Here is a 19,349-nt window from a genome sequence, read left to right as displayed (position 1 = left end):
AGATTGCAGTGCAGGAAATTAAATGGTATTTAGTTGCACATTGCACACCGAAAAGTGGAAAACACAATGAAAAAAGTATTACAACCTTTACTGATTGTTGCTTTAGCAACGCCTGCTTTGGCTTTTGCCAATACCCAAACCACCACGCCGGCAAAAGTTCAGGCCGCAGTCGGTGTAAGCACCACCCAAGCAGTGGTCAATAATGACCAGGTGACGGTTGCAAGCCCACGTACCGGTATCCGTTATACCTTTGCCAACCCGAATAAACGTCCGATTGTGCTCCAGACTGCAGCCATTGCTCCGGCCAATGCTGCCAATGCCGACCGCATTGTTGCTTCTAACCCGGCCCTGTCTGCAGAAAGCCAGCAAAAAGCCAAACAGGCTTTATTAAACGAAGCTGCGCAACTGGCCAAAAACTAAGGATCAAGCACACAACACTAACCAGCCTGCGGGCTGGTTTTTTATTGCACGGCAGTTGAGTCTGGCCACAATTTTGTGGATGATGGGTTCTGCTCGATTTTTTCCTGATTTTGTTCTAAGCTGTGCACACTGAATTATTAACTAGTTGGACGTTTAAAAATGGCAGTAGGTGACGTTTCTATGCCACAGATGCATGTGGTCAAAGGGGTGAGAATTGGGACAGCAGAAGCCTATGTTCGTTATAAGAACCGACGTGACCTTGTTATTTTTGAACTGGCCGAAGGCGCCAATGTCGCCGGTGTGTTTACCCAAAACGCCTTTTGTGCAGCACCTGTGCATATCTGTAAAGCGCATCTGCAGGCGGGTAATCCACGCTATTTAGTGATTAACACCGGCAATGCTAATGCCGGAACCGGTAAAACCGGTATGCAAAATGCAGCAGCAACCTGTGCCAAGCTGGCTGAACTGGCAGGTGTACAGACCGCCGAAGTATTGCCATTTTCTACCGGTGTGATTGGCGAGCAGTTACCAATTGAGCGTTTAACTGCGGGTTTACAACCGGCCCTAGACAGCTTGCGTGCTGATGCCTGGGACGACGCTGCCCGCGGTATTATGACCACAGATACCACACCGAAAGGTGCATCTGAGCAGTTTGAACTGGATGGCATCACTTATACCATGACCGGTATTTCTAAAGGTGCCGGCATGATTCGCCCGAATATGGCGACCATGCTTGGTTATGTGGCCACTGATGCTCCAATCAGCCGTGAACTGGTACAGCAACTGTTGAGTAGTACGGTTAATGTCTCGTTTAACCGCATCACTGTCGATGGCGATACCTCAACCAATGACTCCTGTATCTTCATTGCAACTGGCCAAGCCGGTGGTACAGAAATCAGCTCGACCGAAGATCCGCGTTATGCCGTAGTATTAGAGGTTTTAACCCGGGTGATGACACGTCTGGCGCAGCTGATTGTGCGTGATGGTGAAGGCGCGACCAAATTTATTACCGTTGCAGTCGAAGGTGGACAAAATACCCAGGAATGTTGCGATATTGCTTACAGTATTGCTCATTCACCGCTAGTAAAAACCGCTATTTTTGCCTCAGATCCAAACTGGGGCCGTATTCTGGCGGCCATTGGTTATGCGGGCGTGCCAAATTTAGACGTTGAAAAAATTCAGGTTTGGTTAGATGATGTACAAATCTGTAAAGATGGCGGCGCCGCAGCGGACTATACCGAAGAAGCCGGCGCACGTGTCATGGCGCAGCAGGAAATGACCATTCGTGTAGATTTAGGTCGTGGCCAGGCTCAAGATACCGTCTATACCTGCGATTTATCTTATGATTATGTCAAGATTAATGCAGACTACCGTTCTTAAGTCCCTGATGTATTTCTGAAAAAGCCTCCGTTGTGAGGCTTTTTTACAACGCTGTATTTTTAATGATTGGTCAAGCACTGACACTGACCAATTGCTGATGTAACTGCTTGTGCAAACAAGCATTTCGATAGAGAAGACGCTGTTATGAATGATGCGACCAATTTAATTGCCAATGAAGCAAAGTCGATTGTGCAGGCGCATTTAGACCGTTTGGGTGAACCGAAAGAAAATCATTTAACTGAAGAAGCCAAGCAGGCCAAATTTGCCTTAATTCAGGCCGAACTTAAAAAACGTGATGCAGTACTGGTGGCACACTATTATTGCGATCCTGAAGTGCAAGAGCTGGCAGAGCTGACGGGTGGTTGTGTATCGGATTCACTGGAAATGGCACGTTTTGGTCGTGATCATGCAGCGTCAACCTTGGTGGTGGCCGGGGTGAAATTTATGGGCGAAACCGCCAAAATCCTGTCACCTGAGAAAACAGTGCTGATGCCGACGCTGGAAGCCACCTGTTCACTCGACCTGGGCTGCCCGGTAGATGAATTTACCCAATTCTGCGATGCCCATCCTGATCATACCGTAGTGGTGTATGCCAACACCTCGGCTGCTGTGAAAGCCCGTGCCGACTGGGTGGTAACCTCAAGCTGTGCGGTTGAAATTGTCGAGCATCTCGATAGCCTGGGTGAAAAAATTATCTGGGCACCGGATCAGCATTTGGGGCGTTATATCCAGAAAAAAACGGGCGCAGATATGCTACTCTGGGATGGTGCCTGTATCGTGCATGAAGAATTCCGTGCCCGCGGGATTGCACAAATGAAAGCGCTTTATCCGGATGCAGCGGTGCTGGTGCATCCAGAATCACCAGAATCGGTGGTGGATATTGCTGATGCAGTCGGCAGTACCTCACAACTAATCAAGGCTGCCCAGACTTTGCCACATGAGCGTTTAATTGTGGCGACCGACCGCGGGATTTTCTACAAAATGCAGCAGGCGGTACCGAACAAGATTCTGGTAGAAGCGCCGACCGCCGGTGAAGGCGCGACCTGTCGCTCATGCGCGCATTGCCCGTGGATGGCCATGAACGAACTGGATGGCATTTTGCAGGTTTTACAGCAGGGGGATCAGGAAATTTTTGTTGATCCGGCGCTGGCAGAACGCGCTAAATTACCGCTTGATCGCATGTTAAACTTCAGTGCGCAGCTAAAACGCTAAAAATTGATTGAAAAATGTCTAAAATGCTTGATAAATAAGCGGTTGAAGAGATTTTTCATATTTTTTTAAAGATAGGTGTTGACGTCCACGGGCGTCGCGCCTAGAATGCACACCGTACCGCACGATGTGCGATACACGAAAAGCTGAGATGAAACGGAGCATAGCACAGCCTGGTAGTGCACCTGGTTTGGGACCAGGGGGTCGTAGGTTCGAATCCTACTGCTCCGACCAATTTCTCAAGGCAACGATGTGTTTTTGGTATCATCGGTTAAGCGCTTGTAGCTCAGTTGGATAGAGCATCCGCCTTCTAAGCGGATGGTCACAGGTTCGAATCCTGTCAGGCGCGCCATTTTGGTGGCTTGGTATTGTAGAACTAATTGATGGTGGATGTAGCTCAGTTGGTAGAGCCCTGGATTGTGATTCCAGTTGTCGCGGGTTCGAATCCCGTCATTCACCCCAACTTTTAAAGTTGAAAATCGGAGCATAGCACAGCCTGGTAGTGCACCTGGTTTGGGACCAGGGGGTCGTAGGTTCGAATCCTACTGCTCCGACCAATTTCCCTAAAGTTGAAAGATAAAAGATGCCGCGTTAAGCGGTTTTTTTATGCCTGAAATTTAAGTCTGCTGATAAAATCTCCCCATAAAAAAAGCCTCTGCAAGAGGCTAGTTCTACAAAGTGGCAAAATACTTAAGGCACAATCACCACATTTACACGACGGTTCATCGCCCGGTTTTCAGGAGAGGTGTTTGGTACCAGCGGCTGTTCTGCACCGCGAGGAATTACCTGTAAATTCACTGGTCGAAAACCTTGTTGCATAAAAATTTGTGCGACATTTTCGGCACGTTCTCCGGACAGCTTAAGGTTATAGGCCAGGTCACCGACATTGTCGCTATGTCCAATAATTTTGACTTTATCCAGTTTATATTTCAGCAACTTGCTTGAGAGTTGCTGTAAAGCTTGCTGGTTGTGTGCCTGGATCTCGGCCTGATCAAAACCGAACAGCAGTTTTTCTGGTAGGCTTAAGCTCCAGCCCTCGCTGGTCAGGCTAAAACCTTCCTGCTTGAGCATGCGGGCCTGTTTGTAATTGAGCTGCCCCAGACTCATGCAGGCACTGAGGGTAGTCAGTGCAAGCAGCAGACAAGCAGTTTTAAAAATATGTTTTAACATGAATAAACTAACCTTTGGCCATGCGCCCGTGCTCTGCAAAAATGTACCAGTGTTGTGCGAGCTGCTTGGCCTTATACATGGCCATATCTGCATTATTGATCAGCATTTCAGGAGATGATGCTGACTGCGCGAGTGCGATGCCAATACTAAAACTGAAATAAATAGGATGATGATTAAAAATTAAAGGCTGGCGACAGCAGTGGAGTAAATTTTAACTTATTCTAATTAAATCATGATGATATTCAATATTTTTTACAATAATTGCGAACTCATCACCACCGAGGCGGGACATAAAATCATGCTGGTTTAACGCTTGGCGCAAGCGTTTGACCATTTCCAGCAGCACGGCATCACCGGCGGCATGGCCGTGGCGATTATTAATTTCTTTAAAGTTATCGTTATCAATAAACAGCAGGGCAATGCTGTCTTGCGTACCTTGGGCAAAACTCTGTGCCAGCATTTGATGGAAATATTCACGATTAGGAAGTTGGGTCAGTCCATCATGACGGGCCTGATGCGACAATTGATGATTTTCATGTTGCAGGGCCCAGGTTGAGGCTTCAATTTTGTCCAGCAGTTCATTTACCACGCGATTAATTTCCTGAAACTCAGAAATTTCAGACGAGGGCAGGCGTAGCTGATAATTTTTATTGGTGCTGATGGTCTGGGTGGTCTGTACCAGTGGATTGACCGCTTTCATCAAATGTCGGTAAACCGCATTTGCCGACCAGAACAGTAAGGCCAGCAGTAAAATAAAGCTAATGGTCAGCGCCAGTAGAATGGTATAGAAAAAACTGACATGGGTGGAGGCATTGCCATAGACCACCAGTTGTCCAAAATTTTGCTGCTGATGCTGAATCTCGACTGTCACTGGCTCACGAAAATACAGCCAGTCCAGTAAATACTGAATAAACGGTAACGCATTTTGATGATGATGAATGGTCGACAGGACTTCACCATTGGTTGCGATGACTTGAATTGAGTGAATTGGATATTGCTCGGCATATTCAGCCAGAATCTTCTGAATTGTATAAGTATCATGAAAGACCACAGCGGGCTGAATCCGCTCTGCCAGAGAACCGGATAAAATACTCAAACTCTGTTTGGCATAACTTTCCAGGGTGTAATTAGACACCACACAAAAAATACCTAGGCATAAACCAAAAGTCAGAATAAAAATCACCAGCTGGTAGGAACGGAAAATACGACGCAGCGATACCGCTTTGGGCTTATTCATGCTTTAGGCCCCCGTTTTTACCCAGTAATAATACCCGAGGGTCAATATGTATCTGCGATTGCGTCAGACTTTGCATATTCACCCTAAATGAATACTGCTGATTTTTCTTCTGGTAAAGGCAAAAGACGCTGCCCAGCTCACAGGCTGAATTGGTGGTGCTAATGCTTAAGGCGGGATAACGCACTGTACTGTTCAGAATATTCTGTTCTTCACGTGGGCTTAGGTTGGAAAAGACAATGGCCTGACAACTGGTCTGTTTTAAATCGTCTAATTGTAGTGGGCTGATTTTATAAACATGCTGTGTGCTACGCTGGCTTTTAAATTGTTGTGCTAGCGCTGGATTATTCACAATACAAATATTCGGCGTGTTTTGCTCCCATTTGGCATAACTTAAAATGGCATACACCATTTGCGGTGCACCAGTGGTTGGGCTATTGGCATGGGCAGGGTGCAAAAATAAACACAGCAAAAAACACAGTGTTTTGTGTAAGGGGGGAGAAGGCATTTTTATAAAAAATTAAAAATAAAATTATGGCCGCAGTCTAACTAAAATAAAAATGAAAGAAAAGGATAGAAAATAAACTGAAAAACCTGAAATTGGTCATAAAAAATACAGTTAAGATATATTTCCCAAAATAATTAAAAATAGGGGTTGCGTCAGGTTTTATTTGCTCTATAATGCACATCCATCGGCGGTGATGTTGATAAGAACTTGTTAATAAACAAGGATTTAGCTAAAATGGTTGAGTTCTGGTTTAGGTGGTAAGTTTAGAAATAAAATCAACATTGCATGTTGACTTTCTAAAAATAGAGAGTAATATAGCCGACCTAGCTTGATGCTGACGAAGCATCGAGAAGATCATTAAGAGATTATGAAGAACAACTTGTGTGGATTTTTACTGGTTGATTGATCGAAATTATTTTCATTGATTGATTGGTTTAAATTACTCGAAGTTTATTTGAGCGAAATTTAAGTCAGAAAATTGATGAGCCAAGTTTAAGAACTTTACTTATAAAGTTCGAAATGATTTTAACTGAAGAGTTTGATCATGGCTCAGATTGAACGCTGGCGGCAGGCTTAACACATGCAAGTCGAGCGGAGCGAGGGTGCTTGCACCTTAGCTTAGCGGCGGACGGGTGAGTAATGCTTAGGAATCTGCCTATTAGTGGGGGACAACATTCCGAAAGGGATGCTAATACCGCATACGCCCTACGGGGGAAAGCAGGGGATCTTCGGACCTTGCGCTAATAGATGAGCCTAAGTCGGATTAGCTAGTTGGTGGGGTAAAGGCCTACCAAGGCGACGATCTGTAGCGGGTCTGAGAGGATGATCCGCCACACTGGGACTGAGACACGGCCCAGACTCCTACGGGAGGCAGCAGTGGGGAATATTGGACAATGGGGGGAACCCTGATCCAGCCATGCCGCGTGTGTGAAGAAGGCCTTTTGGTTGTAAAGCACTTTAAGCGAGGAGGAGGCGCTCTAGGCTAATACCCTAGATGCGTGGACGTTACTCGCAGAATAAGCACCGGCTAACTCTGTGCCAGCAGCCGCGGTAATACAGAGGGTGCGAGCGTTAATCGGATTTACTGGGCGTAAAGCGCGCGTAGGTGGCTAATTAAGTCAAATGTGAAATCCCCGAGCTTAACTTGGGAATTGCATTCGATACTGGTTAGCTAGAGTATGGGAGAGGATGGTAGAATTCCAGGTGTAGCGGTGAAATGCGTAGAGATCTGGAGGAATACCGATGGCGAAGGCAGCCATCTGGCCTAATACTGACACTGAGGTGCGAAAGCATGGGGAGCAAACAGGATTAGATACCCTGGTAGTCCATGCCGTAAACGATGTCTACTAGCCGTTGGGGCCTTTGAGGCTTTAGTGGCGCAGCTAACGCGATAAGTAGACCGCCTGGGGAGTACGGTCGCAAGACTAAAACTCAAATGAATTGACGGGGGCCCGCACAAGCGGTGGAGCATGTGGTTTAATTCGATGCAACGCGAAGAACCTTACCTGGCCTTGACATACAGAGAACTTTCCAGAGATGGATTGGTGCCTTCGGGAACTCTGATACAGGTGCTGCATGGCTGTCGTCAGCTCGTGTCGTGAGATGTTGGGTTAAGTCCCGCAACGAGCGCAACCCTTTTCCTTACTTGCCAGCATTTCGGATGGGAACTTTAAGGATACTGCCAGTGACAAACTGGAGGAAGGCGGGGACGACGTCAAGTCATCATGGCCCTTACGGCCAGGGCTACACACGTGCTACAATGGTCGGTACAAAGGGTTGCTACACAGCGATGTGATGCTAATCTCAAAAAGCCGATCGTAGTCCGGATTGGAGTCTGCAACTCGACTCCATGAAGTCGGAATCGCTAGTAATCGCGGATCAGAATGCCGCGGTGAATACGTTCCCGGGCCTTGTACACACCGCCCGTCACACCATGGGAGTTTGTTGCACCAGAAGTAGGTAGTCTAACCTTAGGGAGGACGCTTACCACGGTGTGGCCGATGACTGGGGTGAAGTCGTAACAAGGTAGCCGTAGGGGAACCTGCGGCTGGATCACCTCCTTAACGAAAGATTGACGATTAGTAAGAATCCACAACAAGTTGTTCTTCATGATGATGTATCTGAGGGTCTGTAGCTCAGTTGGTTAGAGCACACGCTTGATAAGCGTGGGGTCACAAGTTCAAGTCTTGTCAGACCCACCACTAACGACAAGCAAGCAATTGCAGAGCGAATAGAAATCAGAACATTGACTTATTGATAAGCTGGGGACTTAGCTTAGTTGGTAGAGCGCCTGCTTTGCACGCAGGAGGTCAGGAGTTCGACTCTCCTAGTCTCCACCAAATTTCAAGATCAGAAAAACAACGTTTTTCCTTGGAATTTAAGCAAAAAGCTATGCTTTGCGCAGGCTTTAATCGAACGAAGTCTTAGATTATAGAAATTAATAAGAAGTTAGCGTAATATGCGCGTCTTGTTAACTTCTGTGATTTATCACAGTTGACTGCAGTCCGACGAGGATGTAGTGAATCATTAACAGATTGGCAAAATTGAGTCTGAAATAAATTGTTCACTCAATCAATATACGTTAACGCGTTGTTATGACGGGTTGATGAACGTAGATTGAATTGAGAACTAGCAAATTAACTGAATCAAGCGTTTTGGTATATGAATTTAGATTGAAGCTGTACGGTGCTTAAGTGCACGTGACTTCGAACTGTAGATTAAATAGATAATTGATTATTTATTTAATTGTCTTAATCCTACTTGTAGGGATTAACGACTGTTTGGGGTTGTATAGTCAAGTAATTAAGTGCATGTGGTGGATGCCTTGGCAGTCAGAGGCGAAGAAAGACGTGATAGCCTGCGAAAAGCTCCGGGGAGGCGGCAAATATCCTTTGATCCGGAGATGTCTGAATGGGGAAACCCACTTACCATAAGGTAGGTATCAATACATGAATACATAGTGTATTGAGGCGAACGAGGGGAAGTGAAACATCTCAGTACCCTTAGGAAAAGAAATCAATTGAGATTCCCTCAGTAGCGGCGAGCGAAAGGGGAACAGCCCATTAAGTTATGTGTGTTTTAGTGGAATGCTCTGGGAAGTGCAACCATAGTGGGTGATAGTCCTGTACACGAAAGGGCACACATAATGATGACGAGTAGGGCGAGGCACGTGAAACCTTGTCTGAATATGGGGGGACCATCCTCCAAGGCTAAATACTCCTGACTGACCGATAGTGAACCAGTACCGTGAGGGAAAGGCGAAAAGAACCCCTGTGAGGGGAGTGAAATAGATCCTGAAACCGCATGCATACAAGCAGTGGGAGCCGACTTGTTCGGTGACTGCGTACCTTTTGTATAATGGGTCAGCGACTTACATTCAGTAGCAAGGTTAACCGCATAGGGGAGCCGTAGGGAAACCGAGTCTTAATAGGGCGTATAGTTGCTGGGTGTAGACCCGAAACCAGGCGATCTATCCATGAGCAGGTTGAAGGTTGGGTAACACTAACTGGAGGACCGAACCCACTGTCGTTGAAAAGCCAGGGGATGACTTGTGGATAGGGGTGAAAGGCTAATCAAGCCTGGTGATAGCTGGTTCTCCCCGAAAGCTATTTAGGTAGCGCCTCGGACGAATACCATTGGGGGTAGAGCACTGTTTCGGCTAGGGGGTCATCCCGACTTACCAAACCGATGCAAACTCCGAATACCGATGAGTACTATCCGGGAGACAGACTGCGGGTGCTAACGTCCGTAGTCAAGAGGAAAACAATCCAGACCGCCAGCTAAGGCCCCAAAATCATAGTTAAGTGGGAAACGATGTGGGAAGGCATAGACAGCTAGGAGGTTGGCTTAGAAGCAGCCACCCTTTAAAGAAAGCGTAATAGCTCACTAGTCGAGTCGGCCTGCGCGGAAGATGTAACGGGGCTAAAACTATGTGCCGAAGCTGCGGATGTATACATTGTATACGTGGTAGGGGAGCGTTCTGTAAGCCGATGAAGGTGGATTGAGAAGTCTGCTGGAGGTATCAGAAGTGCGAATGCTGACGTGAGTAACGACAAAACGGGTGAAAAACCCGTTCGCTGAAAGACCAAGGGTTCCAGTCCAACGTTAATCGGGGCTGGGTGAGTCGACCCCTAAGGCGAGGCCGAGAGGCGTAGTCGATGGGAAATTGGTTAATATTCCAATACTTCAGTGTAATGCGATGAGAGGACGGAGAAGGTTAAGTCAGCCTGGCGTTGGTTGTCCAGGTGGAAGGCTGTAGGCATGCATCTTAGGCAAATCCGGGGTGCTCTATGCTGAGAGCTGATAGCAAGCTAGTTTACTAGCGAAGTGGCTGATACCATGCTTCCAGGAAAAGTCTCTAAGCTTCAGTTACACTGGAATCGTACCCGAAACCGACACAGGTGGTCAGGTCGAGTAGACCAAAGCGCTTGAGAGAACTCTGCTGAAGGAACTAGGCAAAATGGTACCGTAACTTCGGGAGAAGGTACGCTGTTGACGGTGATGGGACTTGCTCCCTGAGCGGTTGACAGCCGCAGAAACCAGGCCGCTGCAACTGTTTATTAAAAACATAGCACTCTGCAAACACGAAAGTGGACGTATAGGGTGTGATGCCTGCCCGGTGCTGGAAGGTTAATTGATGGGGTTAGCGTAAGCGAAGCTCTTGATCGAAGCCCCAGTAAACGGCGGCCGTAACTATAACGGTCCTAAGGTAGCGAAATTCCTTGTCGGGTAAGTTCCGACCTGCACGAATGGCATAATGATGGCGGCGCTGTCTCCAGCAGAGGCTCAGTGAAATCGAAATCGCTGTGAAGATGCAGTGTACCCGCGGCTAGACGGAAAGACCCCGTGAACCTTTACTGCAGCTTGACATTGAACTTTGACCTTACTTGTGTAGGATAGGTGGGAGGCTTTGAAGTTGGAACGCCAGTTCCAATGGAGCCGTCCTTGAAATACCACCCTGGTAATGTTGAGGTTCTAACTCTGTCCCGTGATCCGGGACGAGGACCATGTCTGGTGGGTAGTTTGACTGGGGCGGTCTCCTCCTAAAGAGTAACGGAGGAGTACGAAGGTGCGCTCAGCGTGGTCGGAAATCACGCGTAGAGTATAAAGGCAAAAGCGCGCTTAACTGCGAGACCCACAAGTCGAGCAGGTACGAAAGTAGGTCTTAGTGATCCGGTGGTTCTGTATGGAAGGGCCATCGCTCAACGGATAAAAGGTACTCTGGGGATAACAGGCTGATACCGCCCAAGAGTTCATATCGACGGCGGTGTTTGGCACCTCGATGTCGGCTCATCTCATCCTGGGGCTGAAGCAGGTCCCAAGGGTATGGCTGTTCGCCATTTAAAGAGGTACGCGAGCTGGGTTTAGAACGTCGTGAGACAGTTCGGTCCCTATCTACCGTGGGCGCTGGAAATTTGAGAGGATCTGCTCCTAGTACGAGAGGACCAGAGTGGACGAACCTCTGGTGTACCGGTTGTGACGCCAGTCGCATCGCCGGGTAGCTATGTTCGGAAGGGATAACCGCTGAAAGCATCTAAGCGGGAAGCCTACCTCAAGATAAGATTTCCCTAGGAATTTATTCCTCTAAAGAGCCGTTCGAGACTAGGACGTTGATAGGTTGGGTGTGGAAGCATAGCGATATGTGAAGCTGACCAATACTAATTGCTCGTGAGGCTTGACTATACAACACCCAAACAGTTGTTGTATCAAGCTGGATTCTAAACTAATCCTTGATTTAGTTAATGCGACACAATAAAATTCAGACCCAATAGCCAATCCGTTAATAACTCATTTGGAACAAAGTAAGGCATTACATGCAAAAGCATCAAGCTTAAGCAAAGTAACTAAGACCCGAACAAGTCCATAACAGTTGTGCTGGCGACAATAGCAAGAGTGAACCACCTGATCCCTTCCCGAACTCAGAAGTGAAACCTCTTAGCGCTGATGGTAGTGTGGGGTTACCCATGTGAGAGTAAGTCATCGCCAGCTCATTAATTCAAAATCCCCCTAGCTTAAACAGCAGGGGGATTTTTTTATGCTTTTAATAAAGCTAAAGAATTATAAGTCCCAGAAAAGTATCTAAGCATCATGATCAAATAAATAGAAAGACAAGTATTCGGTCGCAAAAACCGGTCTTTAAATTGTCACTGAATCATCCCAACACTGTCATTTTTTCTTGTTTGAATGGTTTCCCCAATTGCTATTTTTAAACTTTATGAAAAAAAGATCTATTGGCCTTTTTATGGCCGTTGTGTTGGGCTTGAACGGATGTAATGATTCTGATGAAAAGACGCAGGTGACGCCTACACCCTTGATCAATGAGCCAACTTTGGTGGCTTTTGCAAAACTGGATGTGGCCACCTATGCAGAAGGACCAGATTCCGGTGCATATGTGACCGGTGCAAACGGAATTTTGCCGCCATTTTCTGGGCAGCCTGTGCAAGGTTTTTCGGCTGCTTTAAAAAATAATGATGGGACTTATCTGGTGATGTCTGACAATGGTTTTGGCACGCAAGATAACTCGGCTGACTATCTGCTGCGTTTGCATGTGATTCAACCGACCTTTAGAACAAAAATAGCAACTAACACTGAAGTAAAGCATTTAAGTTATGTGCAGCTGCGTGATCCGAATAAACTCATTCCCTTTTCTATTGTCCATCAAGATACTGCCGAACGTTTGTTAACCGGGGCGGATTTTGACCCGGAATCGATGCAGCGTGCACCGAATGGCGAGATCTGGATTGGGGATGAGTTTGGACCCTATTTACTGCATTTTTCTGCCGACGGTATATTGCTGAGTCCACCAATTCCATTACCGAATCCACTGAATCCGGCGCAAGAGCTGCGTTCACCTCAGAATCAGTTCAATAAAGAACAGCTGAATTTTGTTGAACCACTGGTACAGCGTAGCGGTGGTTTTGAAGGCATGGCGATCTCTCAAGATGGAAAATATCTGTATCCGCTGTTGGAAAAGCCATTACTGAACGATAGTTCTAATCGTTTAATCGTGTCTGAATTTGATTTGGCAAAAAAAGCCTATACAGGCAAATATTATTATTTTCCATTGCATACTAGCGCCACCGCGATTGGTGATTTTCAGCTGTATAGCCCGACTGAAGGAATTATTATTGAACGGGATGATAGTGAAAACGATCTGCTGGGCTATAAAAAGCTGATTAAAGTCACGCTCAGCACCGCTGGTCAGAATATGCAGAGAGAAGATCTGGTCAATTTGATGGATATTGCCAATCCGGATTTACTTTATGGCACTGCGCGAGCGGGCGATATTGCGACCGGTGAGCGTTTTGGTTTTCCGTTTCAGACCATTGAAGATATTGTCATTGAAGGTCCAGACCTGATTACTGTGCTGAATGATAATAACTTTCCAGGTTCAAGCGGGCGAAATGCCAATCTGGCCGATGATAATGAAATTATTCAGATTCGTTTGCCAAAAGCATTGTTCTAAATTTATCCGCAATTACAGAAGGTCACCTCGGGTGGCCTTTCTTTATGAAAATTTTTTTGTATATTTTTTAATAAAAGCATGCTATAAAAATTAAAACAGGCATAAAAATTGCTTATAAAACGCGGTATTAAAAAAGGTGGGTAGTATGAAGTTATCAGTGGGATTAAAAGTTGCCAACTCCCTGTCATTGACACCCCAGTTGCAACAGGCCATTCGTTTACTTCAATTATCAAGTTTAGAACTTGAGCAAGAAATTCAATTACAGCTCGATAGTAATCCATTATTAGAGAAAGTTGAAGAACAGGCCGATGTTGAGAGTCTGTCAGCGGCAGATACAGATCGTGATCAAAAAGATTTAACCAATGAATTAAATGCCGATCATCTGCCAGATGATTTACCGGTCGATACCGACTGGGATGATGTCTATACCCATCAGCCGACCAGTTTGGGTACGCCAGAATATGAAGAGCGTGAAGATAACCGTCAGGGTGTACTGGGTTTAAAAGAGCATATGCTGGAGCAGATTAACCTGCTGCATTTTTCTAAAATTGACCAGCTGATTGCTTACTGCATTATTGATTCTCTGGATGATAAGGGTTTTCTGGAAAGCGATATCAGCGAGATTACTGCTTCAGTCCAGCATCTGCTCGATTCGATGGAGTATGAAGACAGCATCGAAGACGATGAAGTGCTGGTGGTATTGAAACATATTCAACGGCTGGAGCCGGTGGGGGTTGGTTCGCGTCATCTGGCGGAATGTCTGTTGATTCAGCTGGAAAGTCTGCCGACAAATACCCCATGTCGTCAGGATGCTATGCAGCTAATGACGCATTATGAGTTATTAATCAGCAATGAAATTCCAAAACTACTCAAGCAGACTGGTTTAAATACCGATCAGCTGAGATGTGCGGTCGAGTTGCTGAAAACTTTGAAACCGCATCCGGGTATGGAGTTTGAAGATAAAGAGTCGGATTATCAGATTCCAGATGTGGTGGTGATGAAAAAAAATGACAGCTGGCAGGTACAGCTGAATCCGGATGTCATGCCAAAGCTCCGGGTTAACTCGTTTTATGCCAATATGATTCGTCGTGCCGATCAGAGTGATGACAATCAGTATTTACGCAATCAGATGCTGGAAGCCAAAAACTTTATCAAGAGTATTGATGAGCGGCATAAAACCTTACTGAAAGTGGCAACCTGTATTGTTGAGCATCAGCGTACTTTTCTGGAAATTGGCGCAGAAGGCATGAAACCTTTGGTGCTACGCGATATTGCCGAAGAGGTCGAGCTGCATGAATCTACGGTATCCCGTGTGACCACCAATAAATATATGCTGACCCCGCGTGGCCTGTTTGAGTTGAAATATTTCTTTTCAAGTCATGTTGGCACTACATCGGGCGGTGAAGCATCGTCAACTGCGATTCGTGCCAAGATAAAAAAACTGATTGCTGAAGAGAACCTGCGTAAGCCTTTGTCTGATAACGCAATTGCCAATATTTTAAAAGAAGAGGGAATTGATGTGGCGCGACGTACGGTTGCAAAATATCGCGAATCTTTACATATTCCATCTTCTTCTGAAAGAAAAGTCTTGATCTAGTTTTGAAAATCTGCCTATTCTAGAGATTCATTATGACAACATAATGAATCTTTTTTCTATGAGGATGAGTCAAAATGATTGCATGAAGGTATCACTGAGCAGCAGTTCTGGTCCTGTACGTGAATCATTTTGATGATGACTCGTCTAATCCTAACGAAGGTGAGGGATAGAATTATGCAAATAACAATTCGTGGCCATCATTTATCAATTACACCTGCAATTGAAGAAAATATAAAAGCAAAGTTCGCGCAAATGACCAAACATCTGGATCAGGTCAATAGTATGCAGGTGAAGCTCAGTAAAGATCATCAGATCGATAAGCATTCTAAAAAAGGCAGTGCCAACCACATCGCAGAAGCGATTATCCGTTTACCTGGAACGGAGCTGTTTGCCCAGGCCTGTGCTGATGATATGTATACATCGATTAAGAAAATGTCAGAAAAACTAAAACGCCAATTAGACAAGCATCGCAAAATGCAGCTGGTTTATCAGCCTGTCGCGATTTAGCTGAAACAATCGGCAAAAAGAGGTTTTTAAAAAACCTCTTTTTTTATATATATAATGTATGTGACTAATGAATTATTTTTTTCATTTATAGTAAAATGACCGGTTTTACACCGTTGGTCCTATAAGAGGTCTTGTGATGAATAATGAACAGCTCGCTGAAATTTTAAAAGCTGCTTTTCCAGAGGCAGATGTAGTCGTTAGTGGGCAGGGTGGTAAATTTGATCTTCGTATTGTCGATGATCAGTTTGAAGGCAAACGTCTTGTTGCACGCCAACAGGCAGTGTATGCGCCGATTAATGCCTTGATCGCCAGCGGTGAAGTTCATGCGGTAACAATTAAAGCAATGACCAAAGAAGAATGGCGTAAAGCAAGCTTATTCGGAGCTTAATAAATTAATGGATAAATTTTTAATTCAGGGCGGTATTAAGCTCGAAGGTGAAGTGCGCATTTCTGGTGCAAAGAATGCAGCATTGCCATTACTGGCTGCCATGATTCTGGCCGACTCACCTATTACCCTGACCAATGTGCCTAATCTGAAAGATGTAAACACACTGGTTAAACTCATTGCGGGCCTCGGTATCACCATGTCTTATGAAGGCGATACTGTGGTGGCCGATACCTCGACCCTGAACAACCAGTTTGCACCGTATGAGCTCGTTAAAACCATGCGTGCGTCTATTTTGGTGCTTGGACCGCTATTGGCGCGCTATGGCAGTGCACAAGTATCACTCCCGGGCGGCTGTGCGATTGGTTCGCGTCCGGTCGATCAGCATTTAAAAGCTTTAGAAGCTTTAGGTGCAGAAATCCAGGTCGAAAATGGCTATGTACATGCCAAAGTCGATGGCCGCTTAAAAGGCGGCGAAGTGGTTTTTGATATGGTAACCGTAGGCGGCACTGAAAATATCTTGATGGCTGCCGTGCTGGCGGATGGTGTCACCACCATCCGGAATGCTGCGCGTGAACCGGAAATCACCGATCTGGCACAAATGCTGATTAAGATGGGTGCCAAAATCGAAGGCTTGGATACCGATACTTTAGTGGTGACCGGTGTTGAAAGCCTGCACGGCTGTGAATATGCGGTAGTGGCAGACCGGATTGAAACCGGTTCCTATCTGGCGGCGGCAGCCATTACTGGTGGCAAGATTAAAACCACGCATACCGATCCGGCCCTGCTGGAATCAGTATTAGACAAATTTGAAGAGATGGGCGCAGAAGTCACCCGTGGGGATGACTGGATTGAACTGGATATGATGGGTAAACGTCCGAAAGCAGTCAGCTTCCGTACCTCGCCACATCCCGACTTCCCGACCGATATGCAGGCCCAGTTGATGGCGGTGAATGCCGTTGGTCGTGGTTTTGCCACCATCTCTGAAACGATTTTTGAAAACCGTTTTATGCATGTTCCTGAATTGGCACGTATGGGCGCCAATATTCAGGTTGAAGGCAATGATGCTGTGGTAACCGGTGTAGAAAAATTATCTGCAGCACCTGTCATGGCTACAGATTTACGTGCTTCGTTCTCTTTAGTGTTAGCAGCTCTGGCGGCTGAAGGGGAAACACTGATTGACCGTATTTATCATATTGATCGCGGTTATGAAAATGTCGAAGCGAAGTTACAAGGTTTAGGTGCCCAAATTAAGCGAGTAAGTTAATGAGCGATATGAGAAACGATGATCCAAACTTTGACGTAATGGGCAATTTTGATCATGGTTTAACTTTAGCATTAAGTAAGGGACGTATTTTAAAAGAGACACTGCCGCTGCTGGAAACAGCGGGCATTAACTTGCTGGAAGATCCTGAAAAATCCCGTAAGTTAATTTTTCCAACCACCCATAAACAGGTGCGTATTCTGATTTTACGTGCTTCTGATGTGCCGACCTATGTGGAAAATGGCGCAGCAGATTTAGGTGTGGCAGGTAAAGATGTCTTGATGGAACATGGCGCACAAAATGTCTATGAACCATTAGATTTAAAAATTGCCAACTGTAAACTGATGACAGCGGGTAAAGTCGGTATGGTTCGTCCAAAAGGCCGCTTAAAAATTGCGACCAAATATGTGAACCTGACCCGTCAATACTATGCCAGCCTGGGTGAACAGGTTGATGTGATCAAGCTTTACGGTTCGATGGAACTGGCACCGCTGGTCGGCCTGGGTGATTACATTGTCGATGTGGTCGATACCGGAAATACGTTACGTGCCAATGGTTTAGAACCACTGGAAGAAATCTGTAAAGTATCTTCCCGTTTAATCGTCAACAAAGCCAGTTTTAAACGTAAACAGGCGTTGTTAAATCCGATTATTGCCCAGCTAGAACAGGCTGTGGCTGATCGTGAACAGGCCAAACAGGCGTAAGTTGTTCAAATAAAAGACCGCTCTTGAGAGCGGTTTTTTATGGCGGTCTATGAGAACAGTCCTGTTAATACTTTTCTTCAATTTGAGCAAAAGTAATTTTCCATAAAAGTCCGTGGCCCAATACGCGATTGATACCCACAAAAGCCTTGAAAACAGGTAAACTAATCTTTTCCATATCAACCTTGTGGGTAAATTGATGCGACGTTTATCGACTCAAGATCAGAACTTCAAGCAGGTGTTTGCTGACTTGTTGGCTTTTGAAACAGTGAGTGATCCAGAACTGTTAAAAACCGTAGACCAAATCATTGCTGATGTCCGTCAGCATGGTGATGCTCATGTTCTTAAATTAACTCAGCAGTTCGATCGACATCCCGCGCATCAATTTTCAGATCTAGAACTGACCCAGGAACAGCTTAAAGCCGCTTTTGATGGATTGAATCGTGAGGTGCGTGAGGCACTGGAGCTGGCTGCAGCACGTATCCGTGAATTCCACCAGGCGCAAAAGCAGGATGGCTGGACCTATGTTGATGCCTTGGGCAATACCTTGGGTCAGAAAGTCACGCCACTGGACCGCGTGGGCATTTACGTGCCGGGTGGTCTGGCGTCTTATCCATCTTCAGTACTCATGAATGCTGTTCCTGCGCATGTCGCGGGTGTGCCTGAAATTATCATGGTGGTTCCGGCGCCGAATGGTGAGTTGAATCCACTGGTTCTGGCGGCGGCCTATTTAGCGGGCGTGACACGTCTGTTTACCATTGGTGGTGCACAAGCGGTCGCGGCGCTGGCCTATGGTACAGAAACCATTCCATCGGTCGACAAAATTACCGGTCCAGGTAACCGTTTTGTCGCAGCAGCAAAACGTGCGGTATTTGGTCAAGTCGGTATTGATATGATCGCCGGCCCATCAGAAATTCTGGTCTATGCCGAAGGTGAGAATAATGCAGAGTGGCTGGCGATGGATTTATTGTCACAAGCCGAGCACGATACCGTCGCACAAGCAGTATTCATTACACCAGATGAAGAATTATTGAATGCTGTTGGTGGCTGGATTGAAAAGCACCTAGAAGCATTGCCAAAAGCTGAGATCGCCCGTACCTCGATTGAAAACCGTGGTGCATTGGTATTGGTGAAGGATCGTCAGGAAGCGATTGAGTTGATTAATCAGGTGGCACCTGAACACCTGGAATTATGCATGGATGATCCGCAAGTGATGGCAGAAGATATTCGTCATGCCGGGGCAATCTTTATGGGGCGTTATACCCCTGAAGCGATTGGGGATTACTGCGCTGGTCCAAACCACGTGCTGCCAACCTCAGGTACTGCGCGTTTCTCCTCACCGCTGGGTGTGTATGATTTCCAGAAACGTTCTAGCCTGATCATGTGTTCGCAAGAAGGGGTGAAAACTCTGGCCAAAACTGCGGATGTATTGGCGCAGCAAGAGAACCTGGATGCACATGCGAGATCAGCACGTTATCGTTATCAGTAATTAAAGAAATAGAAAACCTC

Annotated in this window: 12 protein-coding genes, 6 tRNA genes, 3 rRNA genes and 1 pseudogene; 19 read left to right on the top strand and 3 right to left on the bottom strand. The window is 46.1% G+C overall.

The window, feature by feature from the left end; all coding sequences use genetic code 11:
- Nucleotides 1–66 precede the first annotated feature (66 nt).
- The 7 genes from ACVLR6_RS11575 to ACVLR6_RS11545 all read left to right on the top strand — a co-directional run bounded on the left by ACVLR6_RS11575 (nucleotide 67) and on the right by ACVLR6_RS11545 (nucleotide 3,566).
- The gene (locus ACVLR6_RS11575; RefSeq protein WP_005179954.1) at nucleotides 67–420 is read left to right on the top strand and encodes a hypothetical protein; all 354 of its coding nucleotides are present in this window, start codon (nucleotides 67–69) and stop codon (nucleotides 418–420) included.
- 159 nt (nucleotides 421–579) lie between these two features.
- Entirely contained in the window at nucleotides 580–1,800 is a 1,221-nt protein-coding gene (gene argJ, locus ACVLR6_RS11570) for a bifunctional glutamate N-acetyltransferase/amino-acid acetyltransferase ArgJ (protein WP_016658664.1), read from the top strand.
- Between the two features lie 144 nt (nucleotides 1,801–1,944).
- Complete coding sequence (nadA, locus tag ACVLR6_RS11565; RefSeq protein WP_005179948.1) at nucleotides 1,945–3,012, top strand: quinolinate synthase NadA; 1,068 nt, start codon at nucleotides 1,945–1,947, stop codon at nucleotides 3,010–3,012.
- Nucleotides 3,013–3,166: 154 nt separating this feature from the next.
- Nucleotides 3,167–3,243, top strand: a tRNA-Pro gene (locus ACVLR6_RS11560).
- Between the two features lie 41 nt (nucleotides 3,244–3,284).
- A tRNA-Arg gene (locus tag ACVLR6_RS11555) sits at nucleotides 3,285–3,361 on the top strand.
- A 34-nt stretch (nucleotides 3,362–3,395) separates the two neighbouring features.
- Nucleotides 3,396–3,471: transfer RNA gene (locus ACVLR6_RS11550), tRNA-His, on the top strand.
- Nucleotides 3,472–3,489: 18 nt separating this feature from the next.
- Nucleotides 3,490–3,566 (top strand) — tRNA-Pro (locus ACVLR6_RS11545).
- A 133-nt stretch (nucleotides 3,567–3,699) separates the two neighbouring features.
- On the opposite strand, the gene ACVLR6_RS11540 is transcribed toward ACVLR6_RS11545, so the two are convergent.
- From ACVLR6_RS11540 to ACVLR6_RS11530, 3 genes and pseudogenes are all read right to left on the bottom strand, one after another.
- Nucleotides 3,700–4,179 carry an OmpA family protein gene (locus tag ACVLR6_RS11540; RefSeq protein ID WP_005179945.1) on the bottom strand — a complete coding sequence of 160 codons (480 nt, stop codon included), beginning with the start codon at nucleotides 4,177–4,179 and terminating at the stop codon, nucleotides 3,700–3,702.
- Nucleotides 4,180–4,186: 7 nt separating this feature from the next.
- A pseudogene (locus tag ACVLR6_RS11535) lies at nucleotides 4,187–5,416 on the bottom strand (diguanylate cyclase domain-containing protein).
- The gene (locus ACVLR6_RS11530) at nucleotides 5,409–5,870 is read right to left on the bottom strand and encodes a YfiR family protein (RefSeq protein ID WP_455995255.1); all 462 of its coding nucleotides are present in this window, start codon (nucleotides 5,868–5,870) and stop codon (nucleotides 5,409–5,411) included. Before ACVLR6_RS11530 ends, ACVLR6_RS11535 begins: the two are co-directional and overlap by 8 nt.
- Nucleotides 5,871–6,447: 577 nt before the next feature.
- On the opposite strand from ACVLR6_RS11530, the gene ACVLR6_RS11525 reads away from it, so the two are divergent.
- From ACVLR6_RS11525 to hisD, 12 genes are all read left to right on the top strand, one after another.
- Nucleotides 6,448–7,984: ribosomal RNA gene (locus ACVLR6_RS11525) — 16S ribosomal RNA — on the top strand.
- A 61-nt stretch (nucleotides 7,985–8,045) separates the two neighbouring features.
- A tRNA-Ile gene (locus ACVLR6_RS11520) sits at nucleotides 8,046–8,122 on the top strand.
- Nucleotides 8,123–8,184: 62 nt separating this feature from the next.
- A tRNA-Ala gene (locus ACVLR6_RS11515) sits at nucleotides 8,185–8,260 on the top strand.
- Between the two features lie 453 nt (nucleotides 8,261–8,713).
- Nucleotides 8,714–11,603: ribosomal RNA gene (locus ACVLR6_RS11510) — 23S ribosomal RNA — on the top strand.
- A 191-nt stretch (nucleotides 11,604–11,794) separates the two neighbouring features.
- Nucleotides 11,795–11,909: ribosomal RNA gene (gene rrf / locus ACVLR6_RS11505) — 5S ribosomal RNA — on the top strand.
- Together the 16S, 23S and 5S rRNA genes with 2 tRNA genes alongside form the textbook arrangement of a ribosomal RNA operon.
- Before the next feature lie 226 nt (nucleotides 11,910–12,135).
- On the top strand, nucleotides 12,136–13,386 hold the full coding sequence (locus tag ACVLR6_RS11500; protein ID WP_171501505.1) for an esterase-like activity of phytase family protein: 1,251 nt from the start codon (nucleotides 12,136–12,138) through the stop codon (nucleotides 13,384–13,386).
- Between the two features lie 145 nt (nucleotides 13,387–13,531).
- Entirely contained in the window at nucleotides 13,532–14,983 is a 1,452-nt protein-coding gene (locus tag ACVLR6_RS11495) for an RNA polymerase factor sigma-54 (protein WP_016659503.1), read from the top strand.
- Between the two features lie 174 nt (nucleotides 14,984–15,157).
- On the top strand, nucleotides 15,158–15,490 hold the full coding sequence (hpf, locus tag ACVLR6_RS11490; protein WP_005179935.1) for a ribosome hibernation-promoting factor, HPF/YfiA family: 333 nt from the start codon (nucleotides 15,158–15,160) through the stop codon (nucleotides 15,488–15,490).
- Between the two features lie 136 nt (nucleotides 15,491–15,626).
- Nucleotides 15,627–15,878 carry a BolA family iron metabolism protein IbaG gene (gene ibaG / locus ACVLR6_RS11485; protein WP_005179933.1) on the top strand — a complete coding sequence of 84 codons (252 nt, stop codon included), beginning with the start codon at nucleotides 15,627–15,629 and terminating at the stop codon, nucleotides 15,876–15,878.
- Between the two features lie 7 nt (nucleotides 15,879–15,885).
- A complete protein-coding gene (gene murA, locus ACVLR6_RS11480; protein WP_455995253.1) occupies nucleotides 15,886–17,142 on the top strand; it encodes a UDP-N-acetylglucosamine 1-carboxyvinyltransferase in 1,257 nt (418 codons plus the stop codon).
- Nucleotides 17,142–17,843 (top strand): ATP phosphoribosyltransferase, encoded by a 702-nt coding sequence (hisG, locus tag ACVLR6_RS11475; RefSeq protein ID WP_005179926.1) that lies wholly within the window; start codon nucleotides 17,142–17,144, stop codon nucleotides 17,841–17,843. The genes murA and hisG overlap by 1 nt, the downstream gene beginning before the upstream one ends.
- 184 nt (nucleotides 17,844–18,027) lie before the next feature.
- Nucleotides 18,028–19,329, top strand: a complete 1,302-nt coding sequence (gene hisD / locus ACVLR6_RS11470; protein ID WP_168398540.1) for a histidinol dehydrogenase — start codon at nucleotides 18,028–18,030, stop codon at nucleotides 19,327–19,329.
- Nucleotides 19,330–19,349 lie beyond the last annotated feature (20 nt).

It is taken from the genome of Acinetobacter sp. T63 (assembly GCF_053852345.1).
The sequence above is the reverse complement of the archived record's forward strand: the minus strand, read 5'-3'. Positions and strand labels throughout refer to the sequence as shown.

Bases quoted from the DNA above. Each gene is read 5' to 3' on its own strand.
- ACVLR6_RS11500 (WP_171501505.1), top strand. From the start codon at position 12,136: ATGAAAAAAAGATCTATTGGCCTTTTTATGGCCGTTGTGTTGGGCTTG.
- hpf (WP_005179935.1), top strand. From the start codon at position 15,158: ATGCAAATAACAATTCGTGGCCATCATTTATCAATTACACCTGCAATT.
- hisG (WP_005179926.1), top strand. From the start codon at position 17,142: ATGAGCGATATGAGAAACGATGATCCAAACTTTGACGTAATGGGCAAT.
- ACVLR6_RS11540 (WP_005179945.1), bottom strand. From the start codon at position 4,179: ATGTTAAAACATATTTTTAAAACTGCTTGTCTGCTGCTTGCACTGACT.
- ACVLR6_RS11575 (WP_005179954.1), top strand. From the start codon at position 67: ATGAAAAAAGTATTACAACCTTTACTGATTGTTGCTTTAGCAACGCCT.
- ACVLR6_RS11495 (WP_016659503.1), top strand. From the start codon at position 13,532: ATGAAGTTATCAGTGGGATTAAAAGTTGCCAACTCCCTGTCATTGACA.
- ibaG (WP_005179933.1), top strand. From the start codon at position 15,627: ATGAATAATGAACAGCTCGCTGAAATTTTAAAAGCTGCTTTTCCAGAG.
- nadA (WP_005179948.1), top strand. From the start codon at position 1,945: ATGAATGATGCGACCAATTTAATTGCCAATGAAGCAAAGTCGATTGTG.
- argJ (WP_016658664.1), top strand. From the start codon at position 580: ATGGCAGTAGGTGACGTTTCTATGCCACAGATGCATGTGGTCAAAGGG.
- murA (WP_455995253.1), top strand. From the start codon at position 15,886: ATGGATAAATTTTTAATTCAGGGCGGTATTAAGCTCGAAGGTGAAGTG.